18 protein-coding genes are annotated in these 24,378 nt (G+C 72.9%); 7 read left to right on the forward strand and 11 right to left on the reverse strand.

Features of this window, described 5'->3' with window-relative positions:
- Window positions 1-8: 8 nt before the first annotated feature.
- From JL475_RS14110 to JL475_RS14120, 3 genes are all read right to left on the reverse strand, one after another.
- Complete coding sequence (locus tag JL475_RS14110) at window positions 9-3,587, reverse strand: ATP-dependent DNA helicase (RefSeq protein WP_202277943.1); 3,579 nt, start codon at window positions 3,585-3,587, stop codon at window positions 9-11.
- 100 nt (window positions 3,588-3,687) lie between these two features.
- Window positions 3,688-7,074 carry an ATP-dependent DNA helicase gene (locus tag JL475_RS14115; RefSeq protein ID WP_202277944.1) on the reverse strand — a complete coding sequence of 1,129 codons (3,387 nt, stop codon included), beginning with the start codon at window positions 7,072-7,074 and terminating at the stop codon, window positions 3,688-3,690.
- A gap of 218 nt (window positions 7,075-7,292) precedes the next feature.
- A complete protein-coding gene (locus JL475_RS14120; protein WP_202277945.1) occupies window positions 7,293-7,715 on the reverse strand; it encodes an MGMT family protein in 423 nt (140 codons plus the stop codon).
- A 198-nt stretch (window positions 7,716-7,913) separates the two neighbouring features.
- On the opposite strand from JL475_RS14120, the gene JL475_RS14125 reads away from it, so the two are divergent.
- The gene (locus JL475_RS14125; RefSeq protein WP_202277946.1) at window positions 7,914-10,769 is read left to right on the forward strand and encodes a lysylphosphatidylglycerol synthase transmembrane domain-containing protein; all 2,856 of its coding nucleotides are present in this window, start codon (window positions 7,914-7,916) and stop codon (window positions 10,767-10,769) included.
- A gap of 164 nt (window positions 10,770-10,933) precedes the next feature.
- Window positions 10,934-12,409, forward strand: coding sequence for an alpha/beta hydrolase (locus JL475_RS14130; protein WP_202277947.1), 1,476 nt, complete (start codon window positions 10,934-10,936; stop codon window positions 12,407-12,409).
- A gap of 92 nt (window positions 12,410-12,501) precedes the next feature.
- Here the strand turns inward: JL475_RS14130 and moeZ are convergent, their stop codons facing one another.
- The 7 genes from moeZ to JL475_RS14165 all read right to left on the reverse strand — a co-directional run bounded on the left by moeZ (window position 12,502) and on the right by JL475_RS14165 (window position 21,241).
- Complete coding sequence (gene moeZ, locus JL475_RS14135) at window positions 12,502-13,680, reverse strand: adenylyltransferase/sulfurtransferase MoeZ (protein ID WP_109376894.1); 1,179 nt, start codon at window positions 13,678-13,680, stop codon at window positions 12,502-12,504.
- A gap of 63 nt (window positions 13,681-13,743) precedes the next feature.
- Window positions 13,744-14,505, reverse strand: a complete 762-nt coding sequence (locus JL475_RS14140) for a spherulation-specific family 4 protein (RefSeq protein ID WP_202277948.1) — start codon at window positions 14,503-14,505, stop codon at window positions 13,744-13,746.
- Window positions 14,493-15,512, reverse strand: coding sequence for an NAD-dependent epimerase/dehydratase (locus JL475_RS14145; protein WP_202277949.1), 1,020 nt, complete (start codon window positions 15,510-15,512; stop codon window positions 14,493-14,495). Before JL475_RS14145 ends, JL475_RS14140 begins: the two co-directional genes overlap by 13 nt.
- 40 nt (window positions 15,513-15,552) lie before the next feature.
- Window positions 15,553-16,701, reverse strand: coding sequence for a hypothetical protein (locus JL475_RS14150; protein WP_202277950.1), 1,149 nt, complete (start codon window positions 16,699-16,701; stop codon window positions 15,553-15,555).
- Window positions 16,698-18,431 (reverse strand): DUF3492 domain-containing protein, encoded by a 1,734-nt coding sequence (locus tag JL475_RS14155; RefSeq protein WP_202277951.1) that lies wholly within the window; start codon window positions 18,429-18,431, stop codon window positions 16,698-16,700. Before JL475_RS14155 ends, JL475_RS14150 begins: the two co-directional genes overlap by 4 nt.
- Window positions 18,432-18,656: 225 nt before the next feature.
- On the reverse strand, window positions 18,657-20,159 hold the full coding sequence (locus tag JL475_RS14160) for a DUF3152 domain-containing protein (RefSeq protein ID WP_202277952.1): 1,503 nt from the start codon (window positions 20,157-20,159) through the stop codon (window positions 18,657-18,659).
- Window positions 20,160-20,167: 8 nt separating this feature from the next.
- Window positions 20,168-21,241, reverse strand: coding sequence for an alpha/beta fold hydrolase (locus tag JL475_RS14165; protein WP_202277953.1), 1,074 nt, complete (start codon window positions 21,239-21,241; stop codon window positions 20,168-20,170).
- A gap of 222 nt (window positions 21,242-21,463) precedes the next feature.
- On the opposite strand from JL475_RS14165, the gene JL475_RS14170 reads away from it, so the two are divergent.
- The 5 genes from JL475_RS14170 (at window position 21,464) to JL475_RS14190 (ending at window position 23,554) form a co-directional block, all read left to right on the forward strand.
- The gene (locus JL475_RS14170; RefSeq protein ID WP_202277954.1) at window positions 21,464-21,691 is read left to right on the forward strand and encodes a hypothetical protein; all 228 of its coding nucleotides are present in this window, start codon (window positions 21,464-21,466) and stop codon (window positions 21,689-21,691) included.
- A 23-nt stretch (window positions 21,692-21,714) separates the two neighbouring features.
- Window positions 21,715-21,924, forward strand: a complete 210-nt coding sequence (locus JL475_RS14175) for a hypothetical protein (RefSeq protein WP_202277994.1) — start codon at window positions 21,715-21,717, stop codon at window positions 21,922-21,924.
- On the forward strand, window positions 21,921-22,565 hold the full coding sequence (locus JL475_RS14180) for a TetR/AcrR family transcriptional regulator (protein WP_109377021.1): 645 nt from the start codon (window positions 21,921-21,923) through the stop codon (window positions 22,563-22,565). The genes JL475_RS14175 and JL475_RS14180 overlap by 4 nt, the downstream gene beginning before the upstream one ends.
- A gap of 165 nt (window positions 22,566-22,730) precedes the next feature.
- Window positions 22,731-22,958, forward strand: coding sequence for a DUF3107 domain-containing protein (locus JL475_RS14185; RefSeq protein WP_202277955.1), 228 nt, complete (start codon window positions 22,731-22,733; stop codon window positions 22,956-22,958).
- Window positions 22,959-23,284: 326 nt separating this feature from the next.
- The gene (locus JL475_RS14190; RefSeq protein WP_202277956.1) at window positions 23,285-23,554 is read left to right on the forward strand and encodes a hypothetical protein; all 270 of its coding nucleotides are present in this window, start codon (window positions 23,285-23,287) and stop codon (window positions 23,552-23,554) included.
- Between the two features lie 43 nt (window positions 23,555-23,597).
- Here JL475_RS14190 and JL475_RS14195 read toward each other — a convergent pair whose 3' ends face one another.
- Window positions 23,598-24,353 carry a ferritin-like fold-containing protein gene (locus JL475_RS14195; protein ID WP_202277957.1) on the reverse strand — a complete coding sequence of 252 codons (756 nt, stop codon included), beginning with the start codon at window positions 24,351-24,353 and terminating at the stop codon, window positions 23,598-23,600.
- Window positions 24,354-24,378: the final 25 nt, after the last annotated feature.

The following is a 24,378-nucleotide window of genomic DNA, read 5'->3' on the forward strand; positions in this document are numbered from 1 at the left end:
TCTCGAGCCTATCGGCCCGCGGAGGTGTCCTCGGAGTGCGGTATCTCACCGGACGGTTCCTCCAGCAGCAGCCGCTCCAGCGCTTCGCGGCCCGGCAGCGCGTCGGGGCGTACGACCTCGCCGGTGCGTACGTACAGGAAGGAGGCGGTGACCGACTCCAGGGGGACGCCCTGCTGCTCGGCCCAGGCGAGCCGGTAGACGGCGAGCTGGAGGGGGTCGGCGGTGCGGTTGTGGTGGGTCTTCCAGTCGACGATCTCGTACGTCGTCCCGTCGCCGGCGCCGCTTTCCTTCTCCCCGTCGCCCTTCTCCCCGTCGTCCTGCCGCCCGTCGTCCTGCCGGTAGACGGCGTCGATGCGGCCGCGTACGACGCGGCCGGCGATCGCCAGCTGGAAGGGGGCCTCCACACGGTAGGGCGTGCGGCGGGCGTACTCGGTGCGTTCGAAGGCGTCCTTGAGGGCCGCGAGGTCGTGTTCGTCGGCGATCTCGGCTTCGCTGCCGGGAAGCTCGTCGGGTTCGAGCATGGGCAGCGTCAGTTCTTCGAAGCGGGTCTCGACCCAGGCGTGGAAGCGGGTGCCGCGGCGCGCGGCGGGCTGCGGCGGGCGGGGCATGGGGCGGGCCAGCTCCTGGGCGAAGCCGTCCGGGTCGGCGGCCAGGCGCAGCAGCTGGGACGTGGTCAGCGAGGCGGGCAGCGGGACCTCGGTGACGCTGTCCCGGGCGCGCAGCAGTTCGCCGGTGAGGGCGTCGAGGTCGCGGTCCCAGGAGGCGACGGTACGGGCTTCCTCGGGGGTGAGCCGAGGCGTGGCGGGCTCCGGAGCGGTCGCCTGGTGCGGGATCCGGAGCGGGACGGCGGGCAGGCCGTTGTCGGGACGATCGTTGTCGGGACGGCCGTCGGTGGTGGGGCCATCGGTGGTGGGGCCACCGGCGGTGGGGCGGTCGGTGGCCCAGGAGTCCCAGTCGCCGGAGTCGTCGTCCGCGAAGGGGTCGCCCTCCTCGGGCGGGAGGTACTCGTCGTCCGGTGGCGGGGGCCAGTCCGGGTCGGCGTACGTGTCGGGAGCGTGTACGGCCGTGGGGTGGTCGTCCGGGGCACCGGCGAGGCTTTCCAGGTGGGCCAGGACGGTCTCGGCGGCGGCGCGGCGGCGGGCGAGGGCGTCGTCGTCCAGCGGGAGGGGCCACGCCTGGTCCTGGGTCGCCCGGTGCAGGGCGGGGTTCTCCTCGTCCTCGGCGGGCTCGTCCGCCCAGGCCTCGATCTCGCCGTGCCCGGCGGCGCAGTGGTCGTGGAGGGCCTGCAGGAAGGCGGACGGCCCACGTGGTTTCTTCTGCGAGGGCCCCCACCAGTGGCCGGAGCCGAGCAGCAGCGAGCGGGGGCGGGTGAAGGTGACGTAGCCGAGGCGGAGCTCCTCGGTGTGCTGGTGCTCCTTCATGGCGTCGTGGAAGGCCTTCAGGCTCCTGGAGTCCCAGGACTCGACATCGGGCAGGGTGTCGGCGTCGCCGCGCAGTCCGTGGGGCAGCACCTTGCCCTGTGCGGTCCACTTCTCGCGGCCCTGGCCGCTGGGGAACGTGCCGGTGACCAGTCCGGGGACGGCCACGACGTCCCACTCCAGGCCCTTGGACTTGTGGGCGGTGAGCACCTTGACGGTGTTCTCGCCGCCCGGCAGCGCGTTGTCGAGGCCCTTCTCGTACTGGGCGGCGGTGCGCAGGAAGCCGAGGAAGGCGAGCAGGGTCGCCTCTCCGTCCCCGGCGGCGAAGGAGGCGGCGACGTCGAGGAAGTTGGACAGGGTCTCGCGGCGGCGGGCGGCGAGGGCGTGCGGGGACGCCGACAGTTCGATCTCCAGGCCGGTGACGGCGAGAACGCGGTGCAGGACGTCCATCAGCGGGTCGGCCAGGGAGCGGCGCAGGTCGCGCAGTTCGGTGGCCAGTCGGGCGAACCGCACGCGCGCGTCCGGTGAGAAGGGCAGCCCGTCGTCGCCCTGCCCGTCCAGGGATGTCTCCAGGAACGTGTCGAGGGCGTCCGCGAGTGAGATCACTTCGGCCGGGTCGGTCCCTTCGACGGCTGCGGCGAGGCGGCGGTCGGGGTCGTCCTCGCCGTCCACGCGCGCGTGGGACACGAGCAGTCGCGCGCGGCGGCCGAGCAGGGCGAGGTCGCGGGGCCCGATGCGCCAGCGCGGGCCGATCAGCAGGCGGACCAGGGAGGCGTTGGCCCCGGGGTCCTGGAGGACCTCGCAGACGGCGACCAGGTCGGCGATCTCGGGCAGGTGCAGCAGCCCGGACAGGCCGACGACCTCCACGGGTACGTCCCGGGCGACGAGGGCGCCCTGGATCTCGGCGAAGTCGGTCGCCGTGCGGCACAGGACGGCGATCTCGCCGGGCGCCTTCCCGGTGCGTACGAGGTGGGCGATGGAGTCGGCGATCCAGTCGAGTTCCTCGGCGTGGGTGCTCAGCAGGGCGCAGCGGACGGTGCCGTCCTGTTCGGCTCCCGGGGCCGGACGGAGGGCTTCCACGCCTGCGTGCATGGCCCGCAGGGGGTCGGCGAGGCCGTTGGCGAGGTCCAGCAGGCGGCCGCCGCTGCGGCGGTTCTCGCTGAGCGACTGGCGGGTGGCGGGGCTGCCGTCGGCCCGGGCGAAGTGCTCGGGGAAGTCGTCGAGGTTGGCGACGGAGGCGCCGCGCCAGCCGTAGATCGCCTGGCAGGGGTCGCCGACGGCGGTCACCGGGTGGCCGGTGCCGCCGCCGAACAGGCCGGCCAGCAGGACGCGCTGGGCGACCGAGGTGTCCTGGTACTCGTCGAGGAGGACCACACGGAACTCGTCGCGCAGGACGCGGCCCACTTCGGGAATCCGGGCGAGCCGGGCCGAGAGGGCGATCTGGTCGCCGAAGTCGAGCAGGTCGCGTTCGCGTTTGGCGGTTCGGTAGCGCAGGACGAGGTCGGCCAGTTCGCGCCGTGCGGCGGCCGCTTCGGGCACTTTGCGCAGGTCGGCGTTGGTGAGCCTGGTGTTCTCCAGGGTGCGCAGCAGCTCGGCGTCGTGGTCGCGCAGGTCCTCGGGCCGTACCAGGTGTTCGGAGAGTTCGCCGTCGAGGGTGAGGAGGTCGCCGACCAGGTCGGGGAAGGAGCGGGTCAGCGCCGGGTAGGGGCCGGGAGCCTCGCGCAGCACCCGCGCGGCGAGCTGGTAGCGGGTCGCGTCGGCGAGGAGGCGGGAGGTCGGTTCGAGGCCGATACGCAGCCCGTGATCGGCCAGGAGGCGGCCCGCGAAGGCGTGGTAGGTGGAGATCACCGGTTCGCCCGGCGGGTTGTCCGGGTCGAGGGGATCGGGGTCGGTGACGCCGGCCTTGATCAGCGCCTTGCGGACGCGTTCGGCGAGTTCACCGGCGGCCTTGTTGGTGAAGGTGAGGCCGAGCACCTGCTCCGGGGCGACCTGGCCGGTGCCGACCAGCCACACCACGCGCGCCGCCATCACCGTCGTCTTGCCCGAGCCGGCTCCGGCCACGATCACCTGGGGAGCGGGCGGCGCGACGATGCAGGCCGTCTGTTCCGGAGTGAAGGGGATGCCGAGGAGTTCCTTGAGCTGATCGGGGTCGGTGAGAGGTGCGGGCACATCGCAGAGGCTAACGGCGATCGCTGACACCCGGGGCCGGACGGCGCTCCGGGAGTGGAGAACCGCAGGTCTGCACGGGCAGCGCGATGCGTGACGCCTGTCACTCGACCACGTGCCGCCCCTCGGGCCGGGCGCTGCACGAGGCCTGGAACGCGCAGTGGGCGCAGTGCTGGCCGGTGCTCGGGGTGAAGCGTTCGTCGAGGACCTTGCCGGCGGCCGTGGCGAGCAGGTCGCCGACCCACTCCCCCTCCAGCGGCTGCTGGGCCTGCACCTTGGGCAGGGTCTCCCCGCCGTCCCGTTTGGCGGCGCCCTGGCGCAGCTGGACCAGCTCGGCACCCCCCGTTTCGGGGCGTGTTCCGTCGAACACCTCGTCGACGGCGCCCTCCTGGACGGCGAGCTGGTAGACGGCGAGCTGGGGGTGGCGGGCCACCTCGGCGGAGCTGGGGGCCTGTTTGCCGGTCTTGAAGTCGACGACGTAGGCGCGGCCCTCGCCGTCGGCCTCGACGCGGTCCATCTGGCCTCGGATGCGGACCTCGTAGTCACCGGCCTCGAGGCTCACGTCGAAGTCGTGCTCGCTGGCCACCGGAGTGCGTCCGGCGCGGTCCATGACGTGCCACTGCAGGAAGCGTTCGAGTGCCACGCGCGCGTTCTGCTTCTCCTGCTGCGACTTCCACGGCGCGTCGAAGGCGAGCGCGTTCCACACGGAGTCGAGGCGTTCCATGAGGACGGCGAGGTCGGCCGGGGTGTGCCCGGAGGCCACCTCGTCGGCGAGGACGTGCACCACGTTGCCGAAGCCCTGGGCGGCGGTCGCGGGTGCGTCGGCCTTCACCTCCCGGCCGAGGAACCACTGCAGGGTGCAGGTGTTGGCGAGCTGGTCGAGGGCGCTGCCGGAGAGCACGACGGGCTGGTCGCGGCTGCGCAGCGGCACCTTGCTCCGGGTGGGTTCGTACATGCCCCACCAGCGGTAGGGGTGGGCGGACGGCACCAGGGGGCGGCCGTCCTCGTCGGCGAGGGCGGCGAGCCGGGCGAGCCGGTGGGCGGCGGCCTCCCTGAGGGTGTCGGAGACGCGCGGGTCGACCGTGGTGGCGCGCAGTTCGGCGACGAGCGCGGCGACGGACAGCGGGCGGCGCGGGCGGCCGGTGACGTCCTTGGGCTCGACGCCGAGTTCGGTCAGGAAGCGGGAGGGCTGGTCGCCGTCGTCGGCGGGGGCCTTCACGGCCGTCACCACGAGGCGTTCGCGCGCGCGGGTGGCCGCCACGTAGAACAGCCGGCGTTCCTCGGCGAGGAGCGCGCCGGGGGTGAGCGGTTCGGCGAGTCCGTCGCGGCCGATGCGGTCGGCCTCCAGCAGGGAGCCGCGGCGGCGCAGGTCGGGCCACAGGCCCTCCTGGACGCCGGCCACGACGACCAGCCGCCACTCCAGGCCCTTGGCGCGGTGCGCGGTCATCAGGCGTACGGCGTCGGGGCGTACGGCGCGTCGGGTGAGGGTGTCGGCGGCGATGTCCTCGGCGTCGATCTCCTCCAGGAAGTTCAGGGCGCCCCGGCCGCCGGTGCGTTCCTCGGCGCGGGCCGCGGTCGCGAACAGGGCGCACACCGCGTCGAGGTCCCGGTCGGCGTGGCGTCCGGCGGCGCCGCCCCGGCGGGCGGCGCGTTCCAGGCGTGCGGGCCACGGGGTGCCGTCCCACAGGTCCCACAGCGCCTCCTCGGCGGTGCCGCCGCCGGCCAGGCGTTCGCGTGCCGTGCGCAGCAGCGCGCCGAGCCGCTGGGCGCCACGCGCGTACGTGGGGTCGTGCACGACCAGCCGCTCGGGTTCGGCCAGCGCCCGGGCGAGGAGTTCGTCCGAGGGCGGGGGCAGGGGGTTGCCCGCGGCCCGCTCCTCCTCGCGCAGGGCCCGGCCGAGGCGGCGCAGGTCCGCGGCGTCCATGCCGGCGAGGGGGGAGGTGAGCAGGGTGAGGGCGGTTTCGGTGTCGAGCCAGCGGGGCTCCGGCCGGTCCGGTTCCTGTGGCTGTTCCTGTCCCTCCCCTGGTTCCGGCTCCTCGTTCGGCTCCGGGTTCCGTCCCCGTTCCCGCTTCCGCTCCCGTCCCGGGCCGTCGGCCGCCTCCGCCGTCGCCACCGCCCGCAGGGCCGTCAGCAGCGGGGTCACCGCCGGTTCGTGGCGCAGGGGGAGGTCGTCGCCGTCGACGTCCACCGGGACGCCGGCCGAGGTGAGGGCGCGGCGGACGATGGGGAGGGTGCGGGAGCCTGCCCGCACCAGGACGGCCATGTCGCTCCAGGCGACGCCGTCCTCCAGGTGGGCCCTGCGCAGGATGTCGGCGATGTTGTCCAGCTCCGTACCGGGTGTCGGGTACGTGAGGACCTCGGCCCGGCCGCCGTCCCGTGCCGGCGTGAGTTCCCGGTGGGCGCGGACCTTCTCGGCGGGAAGGCGGGGCAGCGGCATGCGCTGGGTGACCAGGCGGGTGGCGGCCAGCAGGGCCGCGCCGGAGCGGCGCGAGACCCGCAGCACCTCGACCGGGGCCGGGCGGCCGTCCGCGCGGGGGAACGCGTCGGGGAAGTCCAGGATGCCGTTCACGTCCGCGCCCCGGAAGGCGTAGATCGACTGGTCCGGGTCGCCGAACGCGACCAGGGTGCGGCCGCCGCCGGCCAGCGCGTGCAGCAGTCGCACCTGGGCCGGGTCGGTGTCCTGGTACTCGTCGACGTACACGGCGTCGTACCGCGCGGCGAGCTGCCGGGCGATCTCGGGGCGGCGGGCGAGGAGCACCGCGCGGTGGACCAGTTCGGCGTAGTCGAGCACGCCCTGCAGGTCGAGGACGTCGAGATACTCGGCGAGGAAGGCGGAGGCGGCACGCCAGTCGGGGCGTCCGATGCGGCGGGCGAAGGCGTCCAGGGCCTCGGGGCCGAGGCCCAGCTCACGGCTGCGGGCGAGCACCGCGCGGACCTCGTCGGCGAAGCCGCGGGTGGTCAGGCAGGCCCGCAGTTCGTCCGGCCAGCGCACGTGTGCCAGACCGAGGCGTTCGAGGTCCACCTGGCCTGCCAGCAGCTCACGGACGGTGACGTCCTGTTCGGGGCCCGAGAGCAGGCGCAGCGGTTCCACGAAGAGATCGCTGTCCTGGTGGGCGCGGATCAGGGCGTAGCAGAACGAGTGGAACGTGGTCGCCTGCGGGGCGCGTGCGGCTCCTGTCCGCAGGGCCATGCGGTCGCGCAGTTCGACGGCCGCCCTGCGGCTGAACGTCAGCACGAGGATGCGTTCGGCGTCACCGCCACGGGCGATGCGCGCGGCCACGGACTCGACGAGCGTGGTCGTTTTCCCGGTGCCTGGACCTGCGAGAACGAGCATCGGTCCGGTCTCGTGGTCAACCACGGAGCGCTGTGCGGCGTCCAGGCGAGGGGGAGCCTTGCGAGCCGGCGGGGTACGGACCAGTCGATGAGCGCCACGGGCCCCCCGTCGCACCTGGGGGTGCGACAGGCCGTTGGTGGAGGAGGAGGAGCTCACGTGGTTCGCCGGTCCTGGTGGGTGTGCTGGTTGCCGTTCCACCGCGCGGGGTGGGCGCCGGCCGCGGGGTCGGAGGGACACGTGCTGGTGACGCTAGACCGACGGGAAGTGCGGAAGCAGGGCCTCCGCATTTTTCCTCCCGACGCTCGCGACACACGTGCCACTCGCCCCACGAACGTACGTCATGGCGCGGTCGTGCCCCATTTCCCCCATACGGATCACAGGTCGCACGGCGGTGCGTCCGATGCCGGAAGCTGGCTGGTGTGACCCTCCCCGCGGCCGCCGTCCCACCGTGCGCGCTTCATCTCGAGGCGCGGCAGGTGCCCTTCTGCGGCCCGGCTCGCCTCCTTGAGCGGAGTGCCCTCCGCGCGGTAGCGGCCGAGGGCTCTCAGCTCGTGGCCCGGCAGCAGCACACCGTCCGCGCGGACGACACGCCACCACGGGACGGCTCCGCCGTAGAGCGCCATCACGCGCCCCACCTGACGCGGGCCGCCCTCCCCCAGCCACTCGGCCACGTCGCCGTACGTCATGACGCGGCCCGGCGGGATCCGCTCGGCCACCTCGAGGACCCGCTCGGCGTACTCGGGCAGGGCGTCCGCGTGCTGAGGGCCGGGGTCGGACGGAAGGCTCTCCTGACTCATCCGTCCCATCCTGCACCACCCCACCGACAACGCGACCGACCGTGCGACGGGTACGCGCACGTGCGTACGCCTCGCCCGGGGGCCGCGCTTCGGGCAGACTGTGCGGCCCCGCACATGGACCCTGATGCCCCCTTGTGGCGGTACGGCATGCCACCATCGTGCGGGCGGTGACTGGTGATACGAGAGCAAGAAGAGGCGATGAAACAGCAGGGTGCGCACCCCGGGGACACGGCGGGCGCCTCTGACGCTTCGTCGCACCCGGACACCGGGAACACCGGCCCGCAGGACGCCGACGCGCAGGACGCCGGCACCGAGGCGGCGGGAAGGCAGGCCGCTCCGGGCCCTCCTGACGGCACAAGCAGGACAGGCGGCGCGGACAGGACGGACAGGACAGAAGGGGTAGACAGGGCAGAAGGGGCGGACGGCGCCGATCCGGCGCACAGCGACGAGGTCGAGGGCGACGAACCCCTGCTCCCCGCCCGTGTGCACCGCCCGTCCGATCTCATGCGGCTGCTCGTCGGCGTACTCGCCGTCGGGGCGCTGCTGGCGGTCGCCGCCTTCGCCCACGGCACCACCTCGGGGCTGGAACAGGACATCACCAAGGGCACCGGTCAGGCGCCCGACCTGCTCATCAAGATCGCCGGTTTGGCCTCCAGTATCGCGATCCTCCTCGTACCGGTGGCCTTCGCCATCGAACGGCTGATCAAACGGGACGGACTGCGCATCGCCGACGGGGTGCTCGCCGCCGTCCTCGCGCACGGCGTGACACTCGCCACCGATCTGTGGGTCGCGCAAGCCGCGCCCGAGTCGATCCAGGACGCACTGACCCAGCCCTCCCCCGGCGACATCCACGCCCTCACCGATCCGGTGCACGGCTACCTGGCACCGGTCATCGCCTACATGACGGCCGTCGGCATGTCCCGCAGACCCAGATGGCGCGCGGTGCTGTGGGTCGTGCTGCTCCTCGACGCCTTCTCGATGCTCGTCACCGGGTACACGACTCCGTTCTCCATCATCCTGACGGTGCTGATCGGCTGGACCGTCGCCTACGGCACCCTCTACGCGGTCGGTTCGCCCAATGTGCGCCCCACCGGACAGACCCTGATGGCGGGCCTGCGGACCGTCGGCTTCCGGCCCGTGAGCGCGTCCCGCCAGGAGGCGCCGGACGCCGTCGAGGCCGGGGACCGGGGCCGCCGCTACTTCGTCACCCTGGAGGACGGTCCGCCGCTGGACGTGACGGTGGTCGACCGTGAACAGCAGGCACAGGGCTTCTTCTACCGCACGTGGCGCAACCTGACCCTGCGCGGCTTCGCCACCCGCAGCAGCCTCCAGTCCCTGCGCCAGGCACTGGAGCAGGAGGCGCTGCTGGCGTACGCGGCCATCGCGGCCGGCGCCAACGCGCCCAAGCTGATCGCGACCTCCGAGCTCGGCCCCGACGCGGTGATGCTCGTCTACGAGCACAGCGGCGGGCGCACCCTGGACTCGCTGCCGGACGAGGAGATCACCGACGAGCTGCTGCACGGCACCTGGCGTCAGGTGCAGGCGTTGCAGTCCCGCCGGATCGCGCACCGCAGGCTGGTCGGCGACGCGATCCTGGTGGATCGTTCCGGCAGGGTGATCCTGACCGACCTGCGCGTCGGTGAGATCGCCGCCGGCGATCTGCTGCTGCGCATGGACGTCTCCCAGCTGCTGGTGACGCTCGGGCTCAGGGTGGGCGCCGAACGGGCGGTGGCCTCCGCGCTGAGCGTGCTCGGCCCCGACGCCGTGGCGGACTGTCTGCCGATGCTCCAGCCCATCGCACTGAGCCGCTCCACGCGCGGGACCCTGCGCCGGCTCGCCCGGGAACGGGCGCACCGCGACCGTGAGGCGGTCCTGGAGGCCTCCCGGCAGGCCAAGCTGTCCCGCGCGGAACAGGCCGCGGCGGAGCAGGCCGAGGGGCCTCCGGCCGGGCCCGCCGCGGCCGGGAAGCCGGACAAGAAGACCGTGCGGGCGGAGCAGCGGGCCGAGAAGCGGGCCATCGACGAGGCGCTGGAGGAGGCGCGCGAGGAGGACCTGCTCGCGCAGATCCGGCACGAGGTGCTGCGGATCAGGCCGCAGGCGCCGGTGGAGCCGGCCCGGCTGGAGCGGGTACGCCCGCGCACGCTGATCAGTTTCATCGCCGGCGCCATCGGCGCGTACTTCCTGCTGACGCAGCTCACCCACATCGAGTTCGGACCGCTGATCGCGGGCGCCGAGTGGGGCTGGGTGGCGGCCGCCGTCCTGTTCTCGGCGGGCAGCTACTTCGCCGCCGCCCTGGCGCTGCTGGGGTTCGTCCCGGAGCGGGTGCCGTTCGTCAGGACGGTGGCGGCGCAGGTCGCCGGGTCGTTCGTGAAGATCGTCGCCCCGGCGGCGGTGGGCGGTGTCGCCCTGAACACCCGGTTCCTCCAGCGTGCCGGGGTGCGGCCGGGGCTCGCCGTGGCGAGTGTCGGCGCGTCGCAGTTGTTCGGGCTGGGCTGCCACATCCTGATGCTGCTGTCGTTCGGCTATCTGACGGGTACCGAGAAGACGCCGTCGCTGTCTCCGTCCCGCACGGTCATCGCGGGTCTGCTGACGGTGGCGGTGCTGGTGCTCGTGGTGACGTCGGTGCCGTTCCTGCGGAAGTTCGTCGTCACGCGCGTGCGGTCGCTGTTCGCGGGTGTCGTGCCGCGGATGCTCGATGTGCTGCAGCGCCCGCAGAAGCTGATCACCGGCATCGGCGGCATGCTGCTGCTCACCGCCTGCTTCGTGATGTGTCTGGACGCCTCCATCCGGGCGTTCGGCGACGAGACGACCTCGATCAGCATCGCCAGTGTCGCCGTCGTCTTCCTCGCGGGCAACGCGCTGGGGTCGGCGGCGCCCACCCCGGGCGGTGTGGGCGCGGTGGAGGCGACCCTGACGGTCGGTCTGATCGCGGTGGGGCTGCCCAAGGAGGTCGCCGCGCCGGCGGTGCTGCTGTTCCGGCTGCTGACTCTGTGGTTGCCGGTGCTCCCGGGCTGGCTGGCCTTCAACCACCTCACCCGCAAGGAAGCGCTGTAGTTCACTCAGCTGCGCCAAGCGGGGACCGGCTGCTCCTGTTCCTCGTGAAGCAGCAGGTCAGAGGGTTGTCCACAGGCTTCCCCCGTGAGCCCGGGATCTGCCTACCATGGCCGGACCGCCATCCGCCGCACGGTGCGGACGGCCCGCGAGGGGGGATGTGGCACATGACGCGTTTCGTACGGTGGACGGCTCTGGCGGTCTCCGCCGCGCTCCTGGCGGCGGGGTGCAGCGGCGGCTCGTCCGACGACGAGAGCGACGGGACGGCGTTCGGCTGGGGACGCTGCAAGGCCTCCGAGGGCGCGCCCGCACCCGGCGACGACTGGCAGTGCGGCACGCTCGAGGTGCCGCTCGACTGGTCGAAACCGGACGGCGAGACGATCGAACTGGCCCTGATCCGGGCGAGGGCCACGGGAGACGACCGCCTCGGGTCGCTGCTGTTCAACTTCGGCGGCCCGGGTGGCTCCGGCGTGTCGATGATGCCCTCCTACGCCCCGAGCGTCTCGAAGCTGCGCGAGCGGTACGACCTGGTGAGCTGGGACCCGCGGGGTGTGGCCGCCAGTGAGGGCGTCCGCTGCCGGGAGGACAAGGAGATCCAGGCGGCCGAGTCGGTGGACACCACCCCGGACACCCCGGCCGAGGAGCAGGCCTACTTCCGGGACGCCGCGGACTTCGGGCAGGGCTGCCGGAAGGGGGCCGGAAAGCTGATGGCACACGTGTCGACCGCCGACACCGCCCGCGACCTGGACCGCATCCGGCAGACGCTCGGCGACGACAGGCTGAACTACTTCGGGATCTCGTACGGCACCGAGCTCGGCGGGGTCTACGCCCATCTGTTCCCCGAGAAGGTGGGCCGGATGAACCTCGACGCGGTCGTCGACCCGACCGCCGACGCCATGGGGCACGCCAAGAACCAGGCGCGCGGTTTCCAGCGCGCGCTGGACAACTATCTGAAGTCCACCGGGCGGGACCCCGAGCAGGGGACGCGCGAGATCGCGGAGTTGCTGGACCGGATCGACGCCGAGCCGCTGCCCACCTCCTCGGCCGGCCGGGAGCTGACCCAGACACTGGCGCTGACCGGCATCGTCCTCCCGCTGTACACCAAGGAGGGCTGGCCCGCGCTGACCAGCGCCCTGCGGGCCGCAAAGGAGGGGGACGGTTCGGAACTGCTCGCACTGGCCGACGGCTACAACGAACGCGACGCGTCGGGCCGCTACGGCACGACGACCCACTCGCAGCGGGTCATATCGTGCTCGGACGCCAGGCAGCGGCCGACGGCGGCGCAGACGAAGAAGCTGCTGCCGGAGTTCGAGCGGATCTCGCCGGTGTTCGGGCCGTTCCTCGGCTGGGACACGGCGGGCTGGTGCCACGACTGGCCGGTGCCGGGCCGACACGACACCCCGGAGGTGAGCGCGCCGGGTGCGGCACCGATCCTGGTGATCGGAAACACCGGCGACCCGGCCACCCCGTACGAGGGTGCCCGGCGGATGGCGGACGAGCTGGGCAAGGACGTGGGGGTCGTGCTCACCTGGAAGGGCGAGGGCCACGGCGCGTACGGCAGTGGGAGCGACTGCGTCGACTCCACCGTGAACGCGTATCTGCTGGACGGGACGGTGCCGAAGGACGGCAAGGTCTGCTCATGACGACGGCGGGGGTCTCACGCACCCGTGGTGCGCGAGACCCCCGCCTCGGCCTCTCGTTCGGATCAGGCCGGCATCGCGGTGGTGACCCGGGGTCAGTAGATCGGCTTCGACGGCTCGATCTGGTTGACCCAGCCGACCACGCCGCCGCCGAGGTGGACGGCGTCGGCGAAGCCCGCGGACTTCAGGACCGCGAGGACTTCCGCACTGCGGACACCCGTCTTGCAGTTCAAGACGATCTTCTTGTCCTGCGGCAGGCTCTCCAGGGCGTTGCCCATGAGGAACTCGTTCTTCGGGATCAGCCGGGCGCCGGGGATGGAGACGATCTCGAACTCGTTCGGCTCGCGGACGTCGATGAGCTCGATGTTCTCGCCCTCGTCGATCCACTGCTTGAGCTGCTTGGGAGTGATCGTGGCGTCGGCGGCCGCCGCCTGGGCCTCCTCGGAGACGACGCCGCAGAAGGCCTCGTAGTCGATGAGCTCGGTGACGGTCGGGTTCTTGCCGCAGACCGCGCAGTCGGGGTCCTTGCGGACCTTGACCTGGCGGTACTGCATCTCCAGGGCGTCGTAGATCATCAGGCGGCCGACCAGCGGCTCACCGATGCCGGCGAGGAGCTTGATGCCCTCGTTGGCCTGGATGGAGCCGATGGACGCGCACAGCACGCCCAGGACGCCGCCCTCGGCGCAGGAGGGGACCATGCCGGGGGGCGGGGGCTCCGGGTAGAGGCAGCGGTAGCAGGGGCCGTGCTCGGACCAGAACACGGAGGCCTGGCCGTCGAAGCGGTAGATCGAGCCCCAGACATAGGGCTTGTTCAGCAGCACGCACGCGTCGTTGACCAGGTAGCGGGTCGCGAAGTTGTCCGTGCCGTCGATGATCAGGTCGTACTCGCTGAAGATGCCCATCACGTTGTCGGACTCGAGCCGCTCTTCGTGCAGGACCACGTTCACGTACGGGTTGATGCCCTTGATCGTGTCTCGCGCGGACTCGGCCTTCGGCCGGCCGATGTCGGCCTGGCTGTGGATGACCTGCCGCTGCAGGTTCGACTCGTCGACCTCGTCGAACTCCACGATGCCGAGCGTGCCCACGCCCGCCGCGGCCATGTACATCAGCCCGGGCGAACCAAGGCCACCGGCGCCGACGAACAGCACCTTGGCGTTCTTCAGCCGCTTCTGCCCGTCCATCCCCACATCGGGGATGATCAGGTGGCGGGAGTACCTGCGAACCTCGTCTACGGTGAGCTCGGGGGCCGGCTCGACCAGGGGGGGCAACGACACGGGGACTCCGTTGGTCGGTCAATCACTACGGTTGTTCTCCCCCCAACACTGCCACGGCCTTTTTCATTCCGAGACACCCATCCCGACCCGCGAGACGAGATCGTCCCAGTAACCGGGCAGCGGTTCCCAGGGATCGGTTCGGCCGCCGCGGGCCGTGCGATCGGTGAAGTAGATGGTCGCGGCGCCCTGCCAGCGGGCGACGCGCAGCGCCTCCTCCAGGTGCGGTCCGGGCACTCCGTGGACGAAGTGGCAGAACCGCTCGGGCGGATGGTCCGCTGTCCATTCCGCCACCTGCGACCAGCGGTAGTCGCTCCACGGGCCGGAGAAGGTGACCAGTTGGTCCGCGATCTCGGCGTGGCCCGGGTGCGGGTGGGCGCCGTGACCGAGGACGATGTGGGCGTCGCCACGGATCGCGCGGAGTGCGCCGACCGTCCGCCGGACCTCGGGGAGCGCGGCACGGTCCGCGGGGCAGCGGTCCAGGAGGAATCCGTCGGCCTGGTACCAGTCGACGAACCGGTGGGCGTTCGAGATCAGCTCGCCGAAGCCCCTCCACCCGTATGCCGAGTCGAGATGGCCCAGGACGCGGACACCGGCGTTGCGCAGCCGGCCGGCTGCCTCCAGGCAGTGCGGGTCGGGTTGCACGCCGGGGCCGTTGGCCACGTTCAGGACGACCCAGTGCAGAGGGCTTCCGTCTCCCGGGCGGGTGAGCGCGTTCCATTCGGCCGGGGCGAGGAGGGGGTGCGCCAGGCCGGGGACGCCGACGCCGGTACGGACACCGGTATCGATACCGGTGCCGGGTCTGACCCGGGGGATCAGATACGACATGCCGCCTCCATCCAGATGTCGGCGAGGGATTCCTCGAGGTTGATCCTGGGGCGCCAGCCGAGCCGGTCGCGCGCGGTGCGCACGTCCGCCTGCTGCCAGCTCCCGCAGCCGTCCGGGTACGGGTACGCGACCGACGCCGCGTGGTGGTCGGACTCGCTCCGCGGGTGGCCGACGCCCGGCCTGAGATGCGGGGTGTGGGCGGTGTGGCCCGTGTGGGTGGCGTGGATGCCGTGGGCGGCCTGGGCGCCGGGCGGGCCGTCGAGTTCGTGGAGGACCCCGCCGTATCCGGCCACGCGGGCGAGGACCGCGGCGGCGTCCCGCAGGCGGACGGCGCGGCCCGAACCGATGTTGATGACACCCTGTGCGGCGGAGAGCGAGGCGGCGTGCACGGCACGGGCCACGTCCCGGACGTCGACGAAGTCGCGCTGGGCACCGAGACCGCCGAGCTTCAGTTCGCCGTCGCCGGACTGCATGGCGCGGCGCATCGCCTCGGCGAGGCGGCCGAGCGGGGAGCCGGCGGGGGTGCCGGGCCCGGCGGGTGAGAAGACCCGCAGGACCACGGCGTCCAGCCCGGAGCCGAGAACCAGTTCGGTCGCGGCGAGCTTGCTGACGCCGTACGGGCCTCCGGGACGGGGGACGGCGTCCTCCGCCGTGGAGGAACCGGGCTGGCTGGGACCGTACTCCGCGCTGCATCCGATCTGCACGAGGCGGGCCCCGCAGCCACTGCGGCGCAGGGCCTCGCAGACGGTGGCGACGGCGACGGTGTTGTGCCGGGTGAGTTCCCGGGCACCGCCACGGGTGGCACCGGCGCAGTTGACCACCACGCCGGGGTGGACGGCGTCGAGGAAGCGGGTGAGCGCGCCGGGGCTGCCGGTGGCGAGGTCGAAGCGGACGTCGGCGTCGTCGCCGCGGCCGAGGGTGGTGAGCTGGACGGCCGGGTCGGCGAGCAGACGGTCGGCGACGAAACGGCCGATGTACCCGTTGGCTCCGATCAGCAGAACTCTCATCGGGCGGCTCCTGTGGCGGCCGGGGCCGCTGGGCGGGTGATCATGTGGGATCTCCTTGGAGTGGTGCCTGCGGCCGGGCGTGCGCCGAGGCTCGGGGGAGTGTGCGGGTTGCGTGGATCAGGAGGGTCAGGGCCGCCGCGCCACAGGTGAGAGTGGGAACCGCGGTGGGGCCCCAGGTGGAGGCCAGGCTTTCCACGGGCGCGGCCAGCGCGCCGCAGCCGGGGAGGCGGGCCGCGAAGACCGTGGCCAGGGCGGCTGCCTGGGCCAGGGCGGTGGCGACGAGGATCACCTTCGGGGCGCGGGTGAAGCCGTGGAGGGCGAGGAGGCGGGCCAGGAAGAGGAGGGCGCCCAGGGAGAGCGCTTCGAAGGGGATGAAGGGTTCGTCCAGGGCCGTGGCGCAGAGGGAGAGGAGAACGGCCAGAGCGCACAGGAACAGCGCGAGGACGCCGAACAGCAGGGGTCGTACGGAGGCGGTGAAGTCTTCGAGCCCTCGGCTGGTCGCGAGTCTGCGGCGGGCCCGTGCGGTGAACAGGCCCGCGCCCCAGGCGCCGGGGGCGCAGGCCAGGGTGAGGGCCAGGGCCGGGGCGACGGTGAGCGGCCAGTCGCCGTCCGCGGCGCCGGTGGGCGGGCTGTCGGGGCCGCCGGTGATCGCGGTGTGGAGCAGGCCGTCGCCCAGGACGGCGTAGCCGATGAGCCAGCAGGTCCACGTCGCCGTGCCGGGGACCGGTGGGCGGGCGGCGCTGAGCGGGCCCCGGCGCAGGACCGCGCGCGTGGCCAGGGCGATGGCGAGCACGCCCGCGGCGACCGCGCAGAAGCGGGCCTGGCTGTGGGTGAGGCGCAGGGCGGTCACCGACGCGACACCGAGGGCTCCGGGGAGCAGCGTGAGCGCGATCCAGCCGGCGCGGGCCTCGGGGGCGGCGGTGGCGGAGGGGCTGGGGGCGTCGTGGTCGCGGGGGATCCGGGCGTACAGCTCCTCCGCGAGGGAGAAGACGTCCCGGTGCCGGAAGCGTGCGGCGGTCCGGTCGGTGACGCCGTGCGCCTCCAGGCCCGCCGCGATCTCCAGGGGGTCCACGGCACGTTCGCACAGCTCGCGGTGGCGGTGCAGCAGCGCCTTCACGGGGTCGGCGGTGCCCGGGTGGGCGGTGGCGGGCCGGGCCGGGTCCCGGTCCAGTTCGTCGAGTCCGGTCATCGTGCCGCCTCCGTCGCGGGGACCAGTGGGGTGGCCGGCACCGGGGCGGTCGGCCTCAGGACGTCCGTGGCCCGCTCGGGGGCGCCGGTGGCCCAGGTGGGGGCGGCGCGCAGCGGCGGGCGGGCGGCGGGGCCGGACCAGTCGCCGGGGACGTGGACCTCGGCGGGGGTGGCGAAGGGCCGGGGGTCACCGGTGGCGTTCAGGAGGACGCGGCGGACCGGGCTGCGCGCCACGATCTCCAGGTACAGGTCGTGGAACGCGGCGACGTTCTGCTCGACGGTGAACAGTTCGAGTGCGCGGGCTCGCGCGGCGGCGCCGAGGCGCGCTCGGCGCTCGGGGTCCCGCAGCAGCGAGACGCACGCCTCGGCGAGCGCCCGCGGGTCGCGGGGCGGTACGACGAGACCGGTTCCGCCGATGACCTCGACCACCGCGCCGACGTCCGTGGACACCGTCGCGCGGGCGGAGAGCATCGCCTCCACGAGACCGGCCGGGAACCCCTCGACGACACTCGACAGGACGATCACGGCACCCGAGGCGTACGCCTCGGCCCGGACGGCGGGTTCCGGGCCGCCGATTCCCTCGAAGGAGACCGGACCGGTGCCGGCGGAGTGCGGGCCGCCCTCGGCTCCGTCCGGGAAGAGCCGCGCGGCCAGCGCCCGGCAGTGCTCGAGGTAGGCGGCACCCTCCGGGCCGGCCGGTCCGCCGATGATCCGCAGGCGGGTCCCGGGCACCTCGGCGCGGATGCCGGAGAACGCGTGCAGCAGTGAGACCAGGTCCTTGGCGGGCTCCACCCGGCCGGTCCACACCAGGGTGTCCGGGTCCGCGCGCTCCGGGGACTCCTCCGCCTCCGCGAAGGGCGTGGCGTCCATTCCGGGGTGGATGGTGCGGATCCTCGCCCGGTCGGCACCGCAGCGTTCCTGCCAGCGGCGGGCGTGGAGGTTGCCCGGGGTGACGAACGCGGCCCGCCGGTAGGTCTCGGCGGCGAGCCGACCGTGGAAGGCCGCGAGCAGGGACCGGACCGCGGGCGGGGCGTCCGGGCGGGTCAGGTAGTGCGTGCGCAACCGTACGCCGTACTCGGTCACCAGCAGGGGGACGTCGAAGAAGTGGCCGGCGAGCAGGCCCGGCAGGGCGGCCGTGCCGCCGGAGGAGGCGTGACACAGGTCGACCGCGCCGAGCCCGTCCTCCTCGTACCAGTCGAGCGAGAGGGGTCGCAGGGCGTGCTGCAGATGAGCGGTCACGGCCAGCAGGTCCGGCACCCGGGCCTCCCGCGCGGCGCGCAGCCCACGGGGCGCACGACAGGCGCGTTCCAGGATTCGTACGGCGGTCTCGGAGCGGAGAGCGGCGTCGAGACCGCCCTCGTCGTGGGCGAGTTCGGCAAGGCCGTACAGAGCGTGGGCGAAACGGTCCGCCTCGGCCGGGGCGCGGGTCGTCGCGGGGTCCGCCGCGCTGAGCACGGCGGCGAGTTCGCCGTAGTGCTCGGTGAATCGCCGCCGTGCGCGCCTGCCGTACACCACCCCGTCGTCCTCGGTCGTCCACAGTGGCGCGGTACGCACCCCGGTGACCTGCGGCGGCAGCGGTACCCAGCCGGCGTCCTCCTGGGCTTCACTGCGGCTGAACGCGTAGACGTCGAACTCGTGGTGTCCGAGGCCGCGCACGAGACGGTCGCACCAGAGTCCGGCGTCACCGCCCACATACGGATAGCCACCCTCCGTAAGCAGTCCGATGCGCACGAGTGCACCCCCGATCTCCCGTATGGGGAGCCGCCGTTGGTCCGACGGCTCGCAGCGGGACGAACGTATGCGGACAAGGTGGGGGTGTGATGGACGGTTGTCCGTCGCACCACCAAAAGGGGTGAACGGTCGTAACTTTCCCGCACGGCGCGCGTTCGGTCGCGCTATGCGATCAGCTGTGCGATCACATGACGCCGGGCGCGCCCGGCACACCCTGCCGGGGCGTCAGTCCTTCGGATACGGCCAGGGGTTCGGCCGGCAGCTGATTCCGTCGTGGTCGAGGAACTTGGTCTGCTGCTGCATGACCGGGGCCAGATCGCCGTCCCTGTCGCAGGTGAGGTGGTTGTACCCCAGGCGGTGGCCGATCTCGTGGTTGATCAGCATCTGCCGGTAGGCGAGAAGCGCGTCGCCGTACGTCTCGGCGCCCTGCGCCCACCGGAACGCGTTGATCATCACGCGCTCGGTGGCCGCCGAGTCGCAGGAGACGTTGTCCACCGTGGTGTCGAGCCCGGACCTGGCGCACCAGTCGGCGGTCGTCTCGGGGCTGGCGAGCGTGATGACGAAGTCGGGACGGCCCGAGTGGACGCGCTCGAAGACACGGGCGCCGTTGTGCGACCAGCTGCGGTTGTCGTTGAGCGTCCGCTGCACCGCCTCGGCGAAGAGTTCGCCGTCGAGGCCGAGCCCCTGCTCCACATCGACGCGGTAGGTGAACTTCTGCCCCGTGCCCTGCGCCTTGTCGATTCCGGGGATCGCGTCGAACTTCCCCGAGCCCGCGAGGGAGTCGGCGATCGGGTACCTCTTCTCCATCTTCTGCTCGTACGTCAACGGCCCGGCGCCGGACGACGCCTCCTCCCGCCCGGCCCCGCGCGAGCCGGAGTCCCGGACGTCGCGCGCCGCCTGGTCGGTGACGGACTGCGCCTGTACGTCGTCGGCGGCGGCGTCGGGTTCGTCGGCGACCTGGCCCGCCACGACGACGGCCAGCACGGTGGTCACGGCGGCGGCCGCGATGCCGGTGAACGCGCGCCCCTTGGCGCCCTTGGTCTCCTCCGGCGCTCCGGCGGGTGACGCGTCGTCGCGGTCGACCGGGGTACGGGCGGCCGACGCGGAGCTCCAGTCGGTGACGGCGGCGTAGGGGTCCGTCGCGGGCGCGGAGTCCGTGGCGAAGGTCCGGTGGGCCGGGTCGCGGGGCGTGAAGAGGTCGCCCTCCTCGTCGAAGGCGTCGAGGTAGTCCTGTCGCGGACCGCGCGGATCTCGCGGACCGCGCGCTTCCCACGACCCCCCGGGGGGCGCCTGGCGCTGTCGCGGCAAGGGCACGCCCCCGCCGGCCGGCCCGGGGTGCCCCGGGTGTCCGGGATATCCGGCTCCCGGGTTCTGTCCCCTCAACTCGCCCCAGCCGCCGCCGGGTTCCCGCTGCTCGGGATGCCCGCCACCACGGACGCGCGGAACGCCGTACGCGGGGGTGCCGTCGGGCGAGCGCGGCACTCCACGTGCGGGCGTCCCGTCCGGAAGCCACCCGTCCGGCAGACGTGGCACCCCGTGAGCGGGGGGTCCGTATCCCGCGGGCGGACCATGGTCCGGCGCTCCACGGCCTGGCGGAACCAGGCCGTCCGGCCGGGCTTCTCCCCGGCCGTCGCTGCCCCGGCCGCCCCGGGACCTCCGGTCGGCACGTGCCGCCGGATCCGCTGTGCCCCCCTTGGGGGCGGGCCCACGACGGCTGTGGCGTCCCACCTGGTGCCTCAGCCCCTCAGGTTCTCGGCGGTGGCCCCGCCGTCGGCGGTCTCGTCCGCAGCGGTGCCGGCGGCCGATCCCGAAGCGCCCTTCGCGCCCGGCTCCAAAGTATCCCCCTCGACCGCTGAATCCGTTGCATCCGCGAGGAGTTCACGGAAAGCGGCGGCCACGACCTCGGGGTATTCCATCATCGCCACGTGCCCCGCGTCGGGCAGGGTGACCAGTCTGGAGTCGCGGAACGCACGGGCCGCGCGCCCGGCCATGCGGAAGCCGACGAGCTGGTCCCGGCCGCCGTACAGCAGCAGCGTCGGCGCGAGCACCCGCTCGGCCTGGCGCCACAGACCGTGCTGACCACCCAGGGTGTACGCGTTGACGAGTCCCCGTGCGGAGCGCGCCATGGCGTCCCAGAAGTACGGCAGCCGCAGTCGCCGCTCCATCTCCTGCACGGCGTTGCGGAACGCCTCCGGCGACACCTGCGCGGGGTCCCCGTAGCAGAGCGCGACGACTCCGCGGACGCGCTGCTCCGCCGACCACCCCTGGGTGATCCGGGTGAAGAGCCGGGCCACCCCGGGCACCGCCAGCAGTCCCGTGGGCACCGCGGTGCGCTGCACCCGCAGCTCGGGGAGGGCCGGTGACACCAGCGTGAGCGTGTGGACGAGGTCGGGGCGTACGGCGGCGACGCGGGTGGCGACCGCGCCGCCCAGCGAGTTGCCGAAGAGGTGTACGGGGCCGCGCCCGGAAGAGTCGAGATAGCGGATCACCGCGCGGGCGTGCGCCGATATCGAGTAGTTGCCGTCGTCCGGGGGCGGCGAGTCGCCGAAGCCCGGAAGGTCGACCGCCTCGCTGGCGACGACGTCGTCCAGGTGCGGCATCAACGCCGACCAGTTCTGCGACGACCCTCCCAGCCCGTGGATGTGGAGCGCGGGCGGCAGGCCCTCACGCGCGGGTGGCCTCGACCGCACCGACAGGGTGACGCCGGGCAGTTCGACCGATCTGAGGCGCTCGCCCTCCGCGACCCTGACGGCGGCCACCTTGGGCAGCACGGTCGCGGGCGGCACGGACGGCAGGTCGGTCGAGGACATGCCGCAATGTTACGAGACGATCACGCGGGGACCCGTGTGTTCGCGGTCACAGGGGCAGTGCCGGACACCGGTCGGCCGTCGTCGGCCTTGCTGTGCGCACCATGTCACAACCCGATCGCGGATCGCATAGCGCCCGGATCGGGTGTCTCCTAGGCTCATACCGAGGGCACCCGTATGTGGCCCCGCATCCTCCGGGGACGCTCACAGGAAGGGAGCCCAGCCGTGGCCGTAGATCCCACCGACCCCGAGACGTTCGAGGAAGCCGAGGACGCTCGCGAGGACCAGGAGTACGACGTCGAGGCACCCGAGGTCGACGCGGCCGAACAGCGCGCGGACCTCGAGCAGGACCGCGACGAGCCGCTGACCGGCGCCGACGCCGACCGTGCCAATGAGGCGGACCTGGCCGAGCAGGCCAGGGTCGTCTCCCTCCACGAGGACGATTACCGGTGAACCCGTGAAGAGGACGGCCACCGGTGAAGGCGACGGTGCCGGAACAGGACGGCACCAAGCGGGAGGGAGGCACCATCCTGCCCTCATTGACAGGTTTTGAAACGGTCCGCGCCCCTTTCGCCGTAGTCCGGTACGTGAAATTCTGCGCTCTCAGCGCGCACACCACGGTTACCGAAAAGTACGATGGCGGCGCGGCTCACACCGCACGTGGACGAGAATGGGAGGCGGCGTGACAGCCATCGAGCAGACAGAGGCCGTGCGCCCGAGGGGCACACGCCTGCCGCGCCGTGCCCGGCGGAACCAGTTGCTGGGCGCCGCCCAGGAAGTATTCGTCGCACAGGGCTACCACGCGGCGGCGATGGACGACATCGCCGAGCGTGCGGGCGTCAGCAAGCCGGTGCTCTACCAGCACTTCCCGGGCAAGCTCGATCTCTATCTGGCCCTGCTGGACCAGCACTGCGAGGCGCTGATCCAGTCGGTGCGCCACGCGCTCGCGTCGACCAGCGACAACAAGCAGCGCGTACGGGCGACCATGGACGCCTACTTCACGTACGTCGAGGACGACGGCGGGGCCTTCCGCCTGGTCTTCGAGTCGGACCTGACGAACGAGCCCGCTGTGCGCGAGCGCGTCGACCGGGTCACCAACGACTGCGCCGAGGCGATCTGCGACGTCATCGCCGAGGACACCGGTCTGTCGCGCGAGGAGTCGATGCTGCTCGCCTCGGGGCTGGGCGGTCTGGCCCAGGTGGTGGCACGGTCCTGGCTGCACAGCGACCGCAGCGTGCCCCGCGACCAGGCGGTGCAGTTGCTGACCTCGCTGGCCTGGCGGGGCATCGCCGGATTCCCGCTGCACGGCAACGAGCAGCAGTTCTGACGGCTCCCAGGAGCGCCGCCGGGCGGACGGGGAGCGTCTGTTCCCGGCGGCTGTTCGCTCCTGGCGTTGCGGGGGCTGAGCGTGCACATCCCCTCACCGGGCTAATGTGTGCTGGGTACGGCGCGGAAGGTCGCGCACTTCACTGACCGTCGGAGGGACATAGCCGTGGAGGTCAAGATCGGCGTGCAGCACGCGCCCCGCGAGATCGTTCTGGAGAGCGGTCAGAGTGCCGAGGAGGTCGAGCGCGTGGTGGCCGAGGCGCTGGCCGGGAAGTCGCAGCTGCTGACTCTCGTGGACGAGCACGGCCGTAAGGTCCTGGTCCCGGCCGACCGTCTCGCGTATGTCGAGATCGGCGAGCCGGCCCCGCGCAAAGTGGGCTTCGGCGCGCTGTAGGCGACGAGCGGCAGACAGCGGAAGGGCCCGGCGGTTTCGGAATCTCGACACCGCCGGGCCCTTCCGTGTCTCTCGCAGTCCCTATCAGTCCCTCGCGGGTCCCTTCCGGTCTCTCTCGGTCCTTCCCGCGCCGTTACCCGTTCAGCCCTTCTCCCCTTGCCGTTCTCCCCGGCGTCACCAGCCGTCTCCTCCACCGCCTCCCGCCGCCCCGCCCTTCACCGATGGAGCACGGGTCGCGCACGGAGGAGGGTTGGGTTTCGCAGGTCAGGGGTAAGTCGGGCTACGACCGATGCGATCAGGCCGGCCATGTGGGAGGGACCCCCGACATGCTCTTGGAAACGCTCAGCTCAGCGATCCTCGGCCTGGCCCTGGCCTGGGCGGCCACGCGCCGCCTCCCGCACCGCCTCCCCGCCCGCGCGCTGGTCCTGCCGACGGGTGTGGCCGGGGCCGTGTTCGGCGCGCTGATCACGCACAGCGCGCTGGACGCGGGCAGCCCGCTGACGGTCCTGTTCGGCGCCGCGATCGTCTCCGTGGCCTCGGTGTCGCTGCTGCTGCGCCCCGCGGGGAGACTCCGCGGCCGGTCGGCGACCGCCTGACCGGCCGCCGACGCCGGCACGGGACCTGACCGGGGCTGCTCTCTCAGGCCGCCAGCCCCAGGGCGGCCATCCGCTTGGTGTGGGCCTCGGTGATCCGGGAGAACATCCTGCCGACCTCCGCGAGGTCGAAGCCGTCCGCGACACCGCCGACGAGCATCGTCGACAGCGCGTCCCGGTCGGCCACCACCCGCTGCGACTGGGACAGCGCCTCACCCATCAGCCGACGCGCCCACAGTGCGAGCCGTCCGCCCAGGCGTGGGTCCGCGTCGATCGCCGAGCGCACCTTCTCCACGGCGAAGCCGCCGTGCCCGGTGTCGTCGAGCACGGTCAGCATCAGCGCCCGGGTGTCGGAGTCCAGCCGGACCGCGACCTCCCGGTAGAAGTCGCTGGCGATGGAGTCGCCGACGTAGGCCTTGACGAGCCCTTCGAGCCAGCCGGAGGGCGCCGTCTGCTTGTGGAAGCCCTCGTACGCGGCGACGAACGGCTCCATGGCGGCGGTCGGCTCCTCGCCGATCTCGGCCAGCCGGTCGCGCAGCCGCTCGAAGTGGTGGAACTCGGCCGACGCCATCTTGGCCAGTTCCGCTTTGTCCTCCAGCGTGGGGGCCAGCTTGGCGTCGTCCGCGAGCCGCTCGAACGCCGCGAGCTCTCCGTACGCGAGCGCGCCGAGCAGATCCACGACGGCGGCACGGTACTGCGGGTCGGCGGAGGCGGCCGCCCAGTCCAGGGCGGCGACACCCGTGGGTGCGGGCGGGGTCTCGGGGGTGTCCTCGGCGGGGTCAGGCTTGTCAGAGCTCGTCATAAACCGCACAATAGCCCGCTGATCG

Source organism: Streptomyces sp. M2CJ-2 (assembly GCF_016757295.1).
GTDB lineage: Bacteria > Actinomycetota > Actinomycetes > Streptomycetales > Streptomycetaceae > Streptomyces.

What these genes read in the sequence shown, in the direction of transcription:
- JL475_RS14165 (WP_202277953.1), bottom strand. Translation starts at nt 21,241, where the DNA reads ATGTCCTCGACCGACCTGCCGTCCGTGCCGCCCGCGACCGTGCTGCCC.
- JL475_RS14130 (WP_202277947.1), top strand. Translation starts at nt 10,934, where the DNA reads ATGACGCGTTTCGTACGGTGGACGGCTCTGGCGGTCTCCGCCGCGCTC.
- JL475_RS14190 (WP_202277956.1), top strand. Translation starts at nt 23,285, where the DNA reads ATGCTCTTGGAAACGCTCAGCTCAGCGATCCTCGGCCTGGCCCTGGCC.
- JL475_RS14120 (WP_202277945.1), bottom strand. Translation starts at nt 7,715, where the DNA reads ATGAGTCAGGAGAGCCTTCCGTCCGACCCCGGCCCTCAGCACGCGGAC.
- JL475_RS14145 (WP_202277949.1), bottom strand. Translation starts at nt 15,512, where the DNA reads ATGAGAGTTCTGCTGATCGGAGCCAACGGGTACATCGGCCGTTTCGTC.
- JL475_RS14150 (WP_202277950.1), bottom strand. Translation starts at nt 16,701, where the DNA reads ATGACCGGACTCGACGAACTGGACCGGGACCCGGCCCGGCCCGCCACC.
- JL475_RS14125 (WP_202277946.1), top strand. Translation starts at nt 7,914, where the DNA reads ATGAAACAGCAGGGTGCGCACCCCGGGGACACGGCGGGCGCCTCTGAC.
- JL475_RS14140 (WP_202277948.1), bottom strand. Translation starts at nt 14,505, where the DNA reads ATGTCGTATCTGATCCCCCGGGTCAGACCCGGCACCGGTATCGATACC.
- JL475_RS14195 (WP_202277957.1), bottom strand. Translation starts at nt 24,353, where the DNA reads ATGACGAGCTCTGACAAGCCTGACCCCGCCGAGGACACCCCCGAGACC.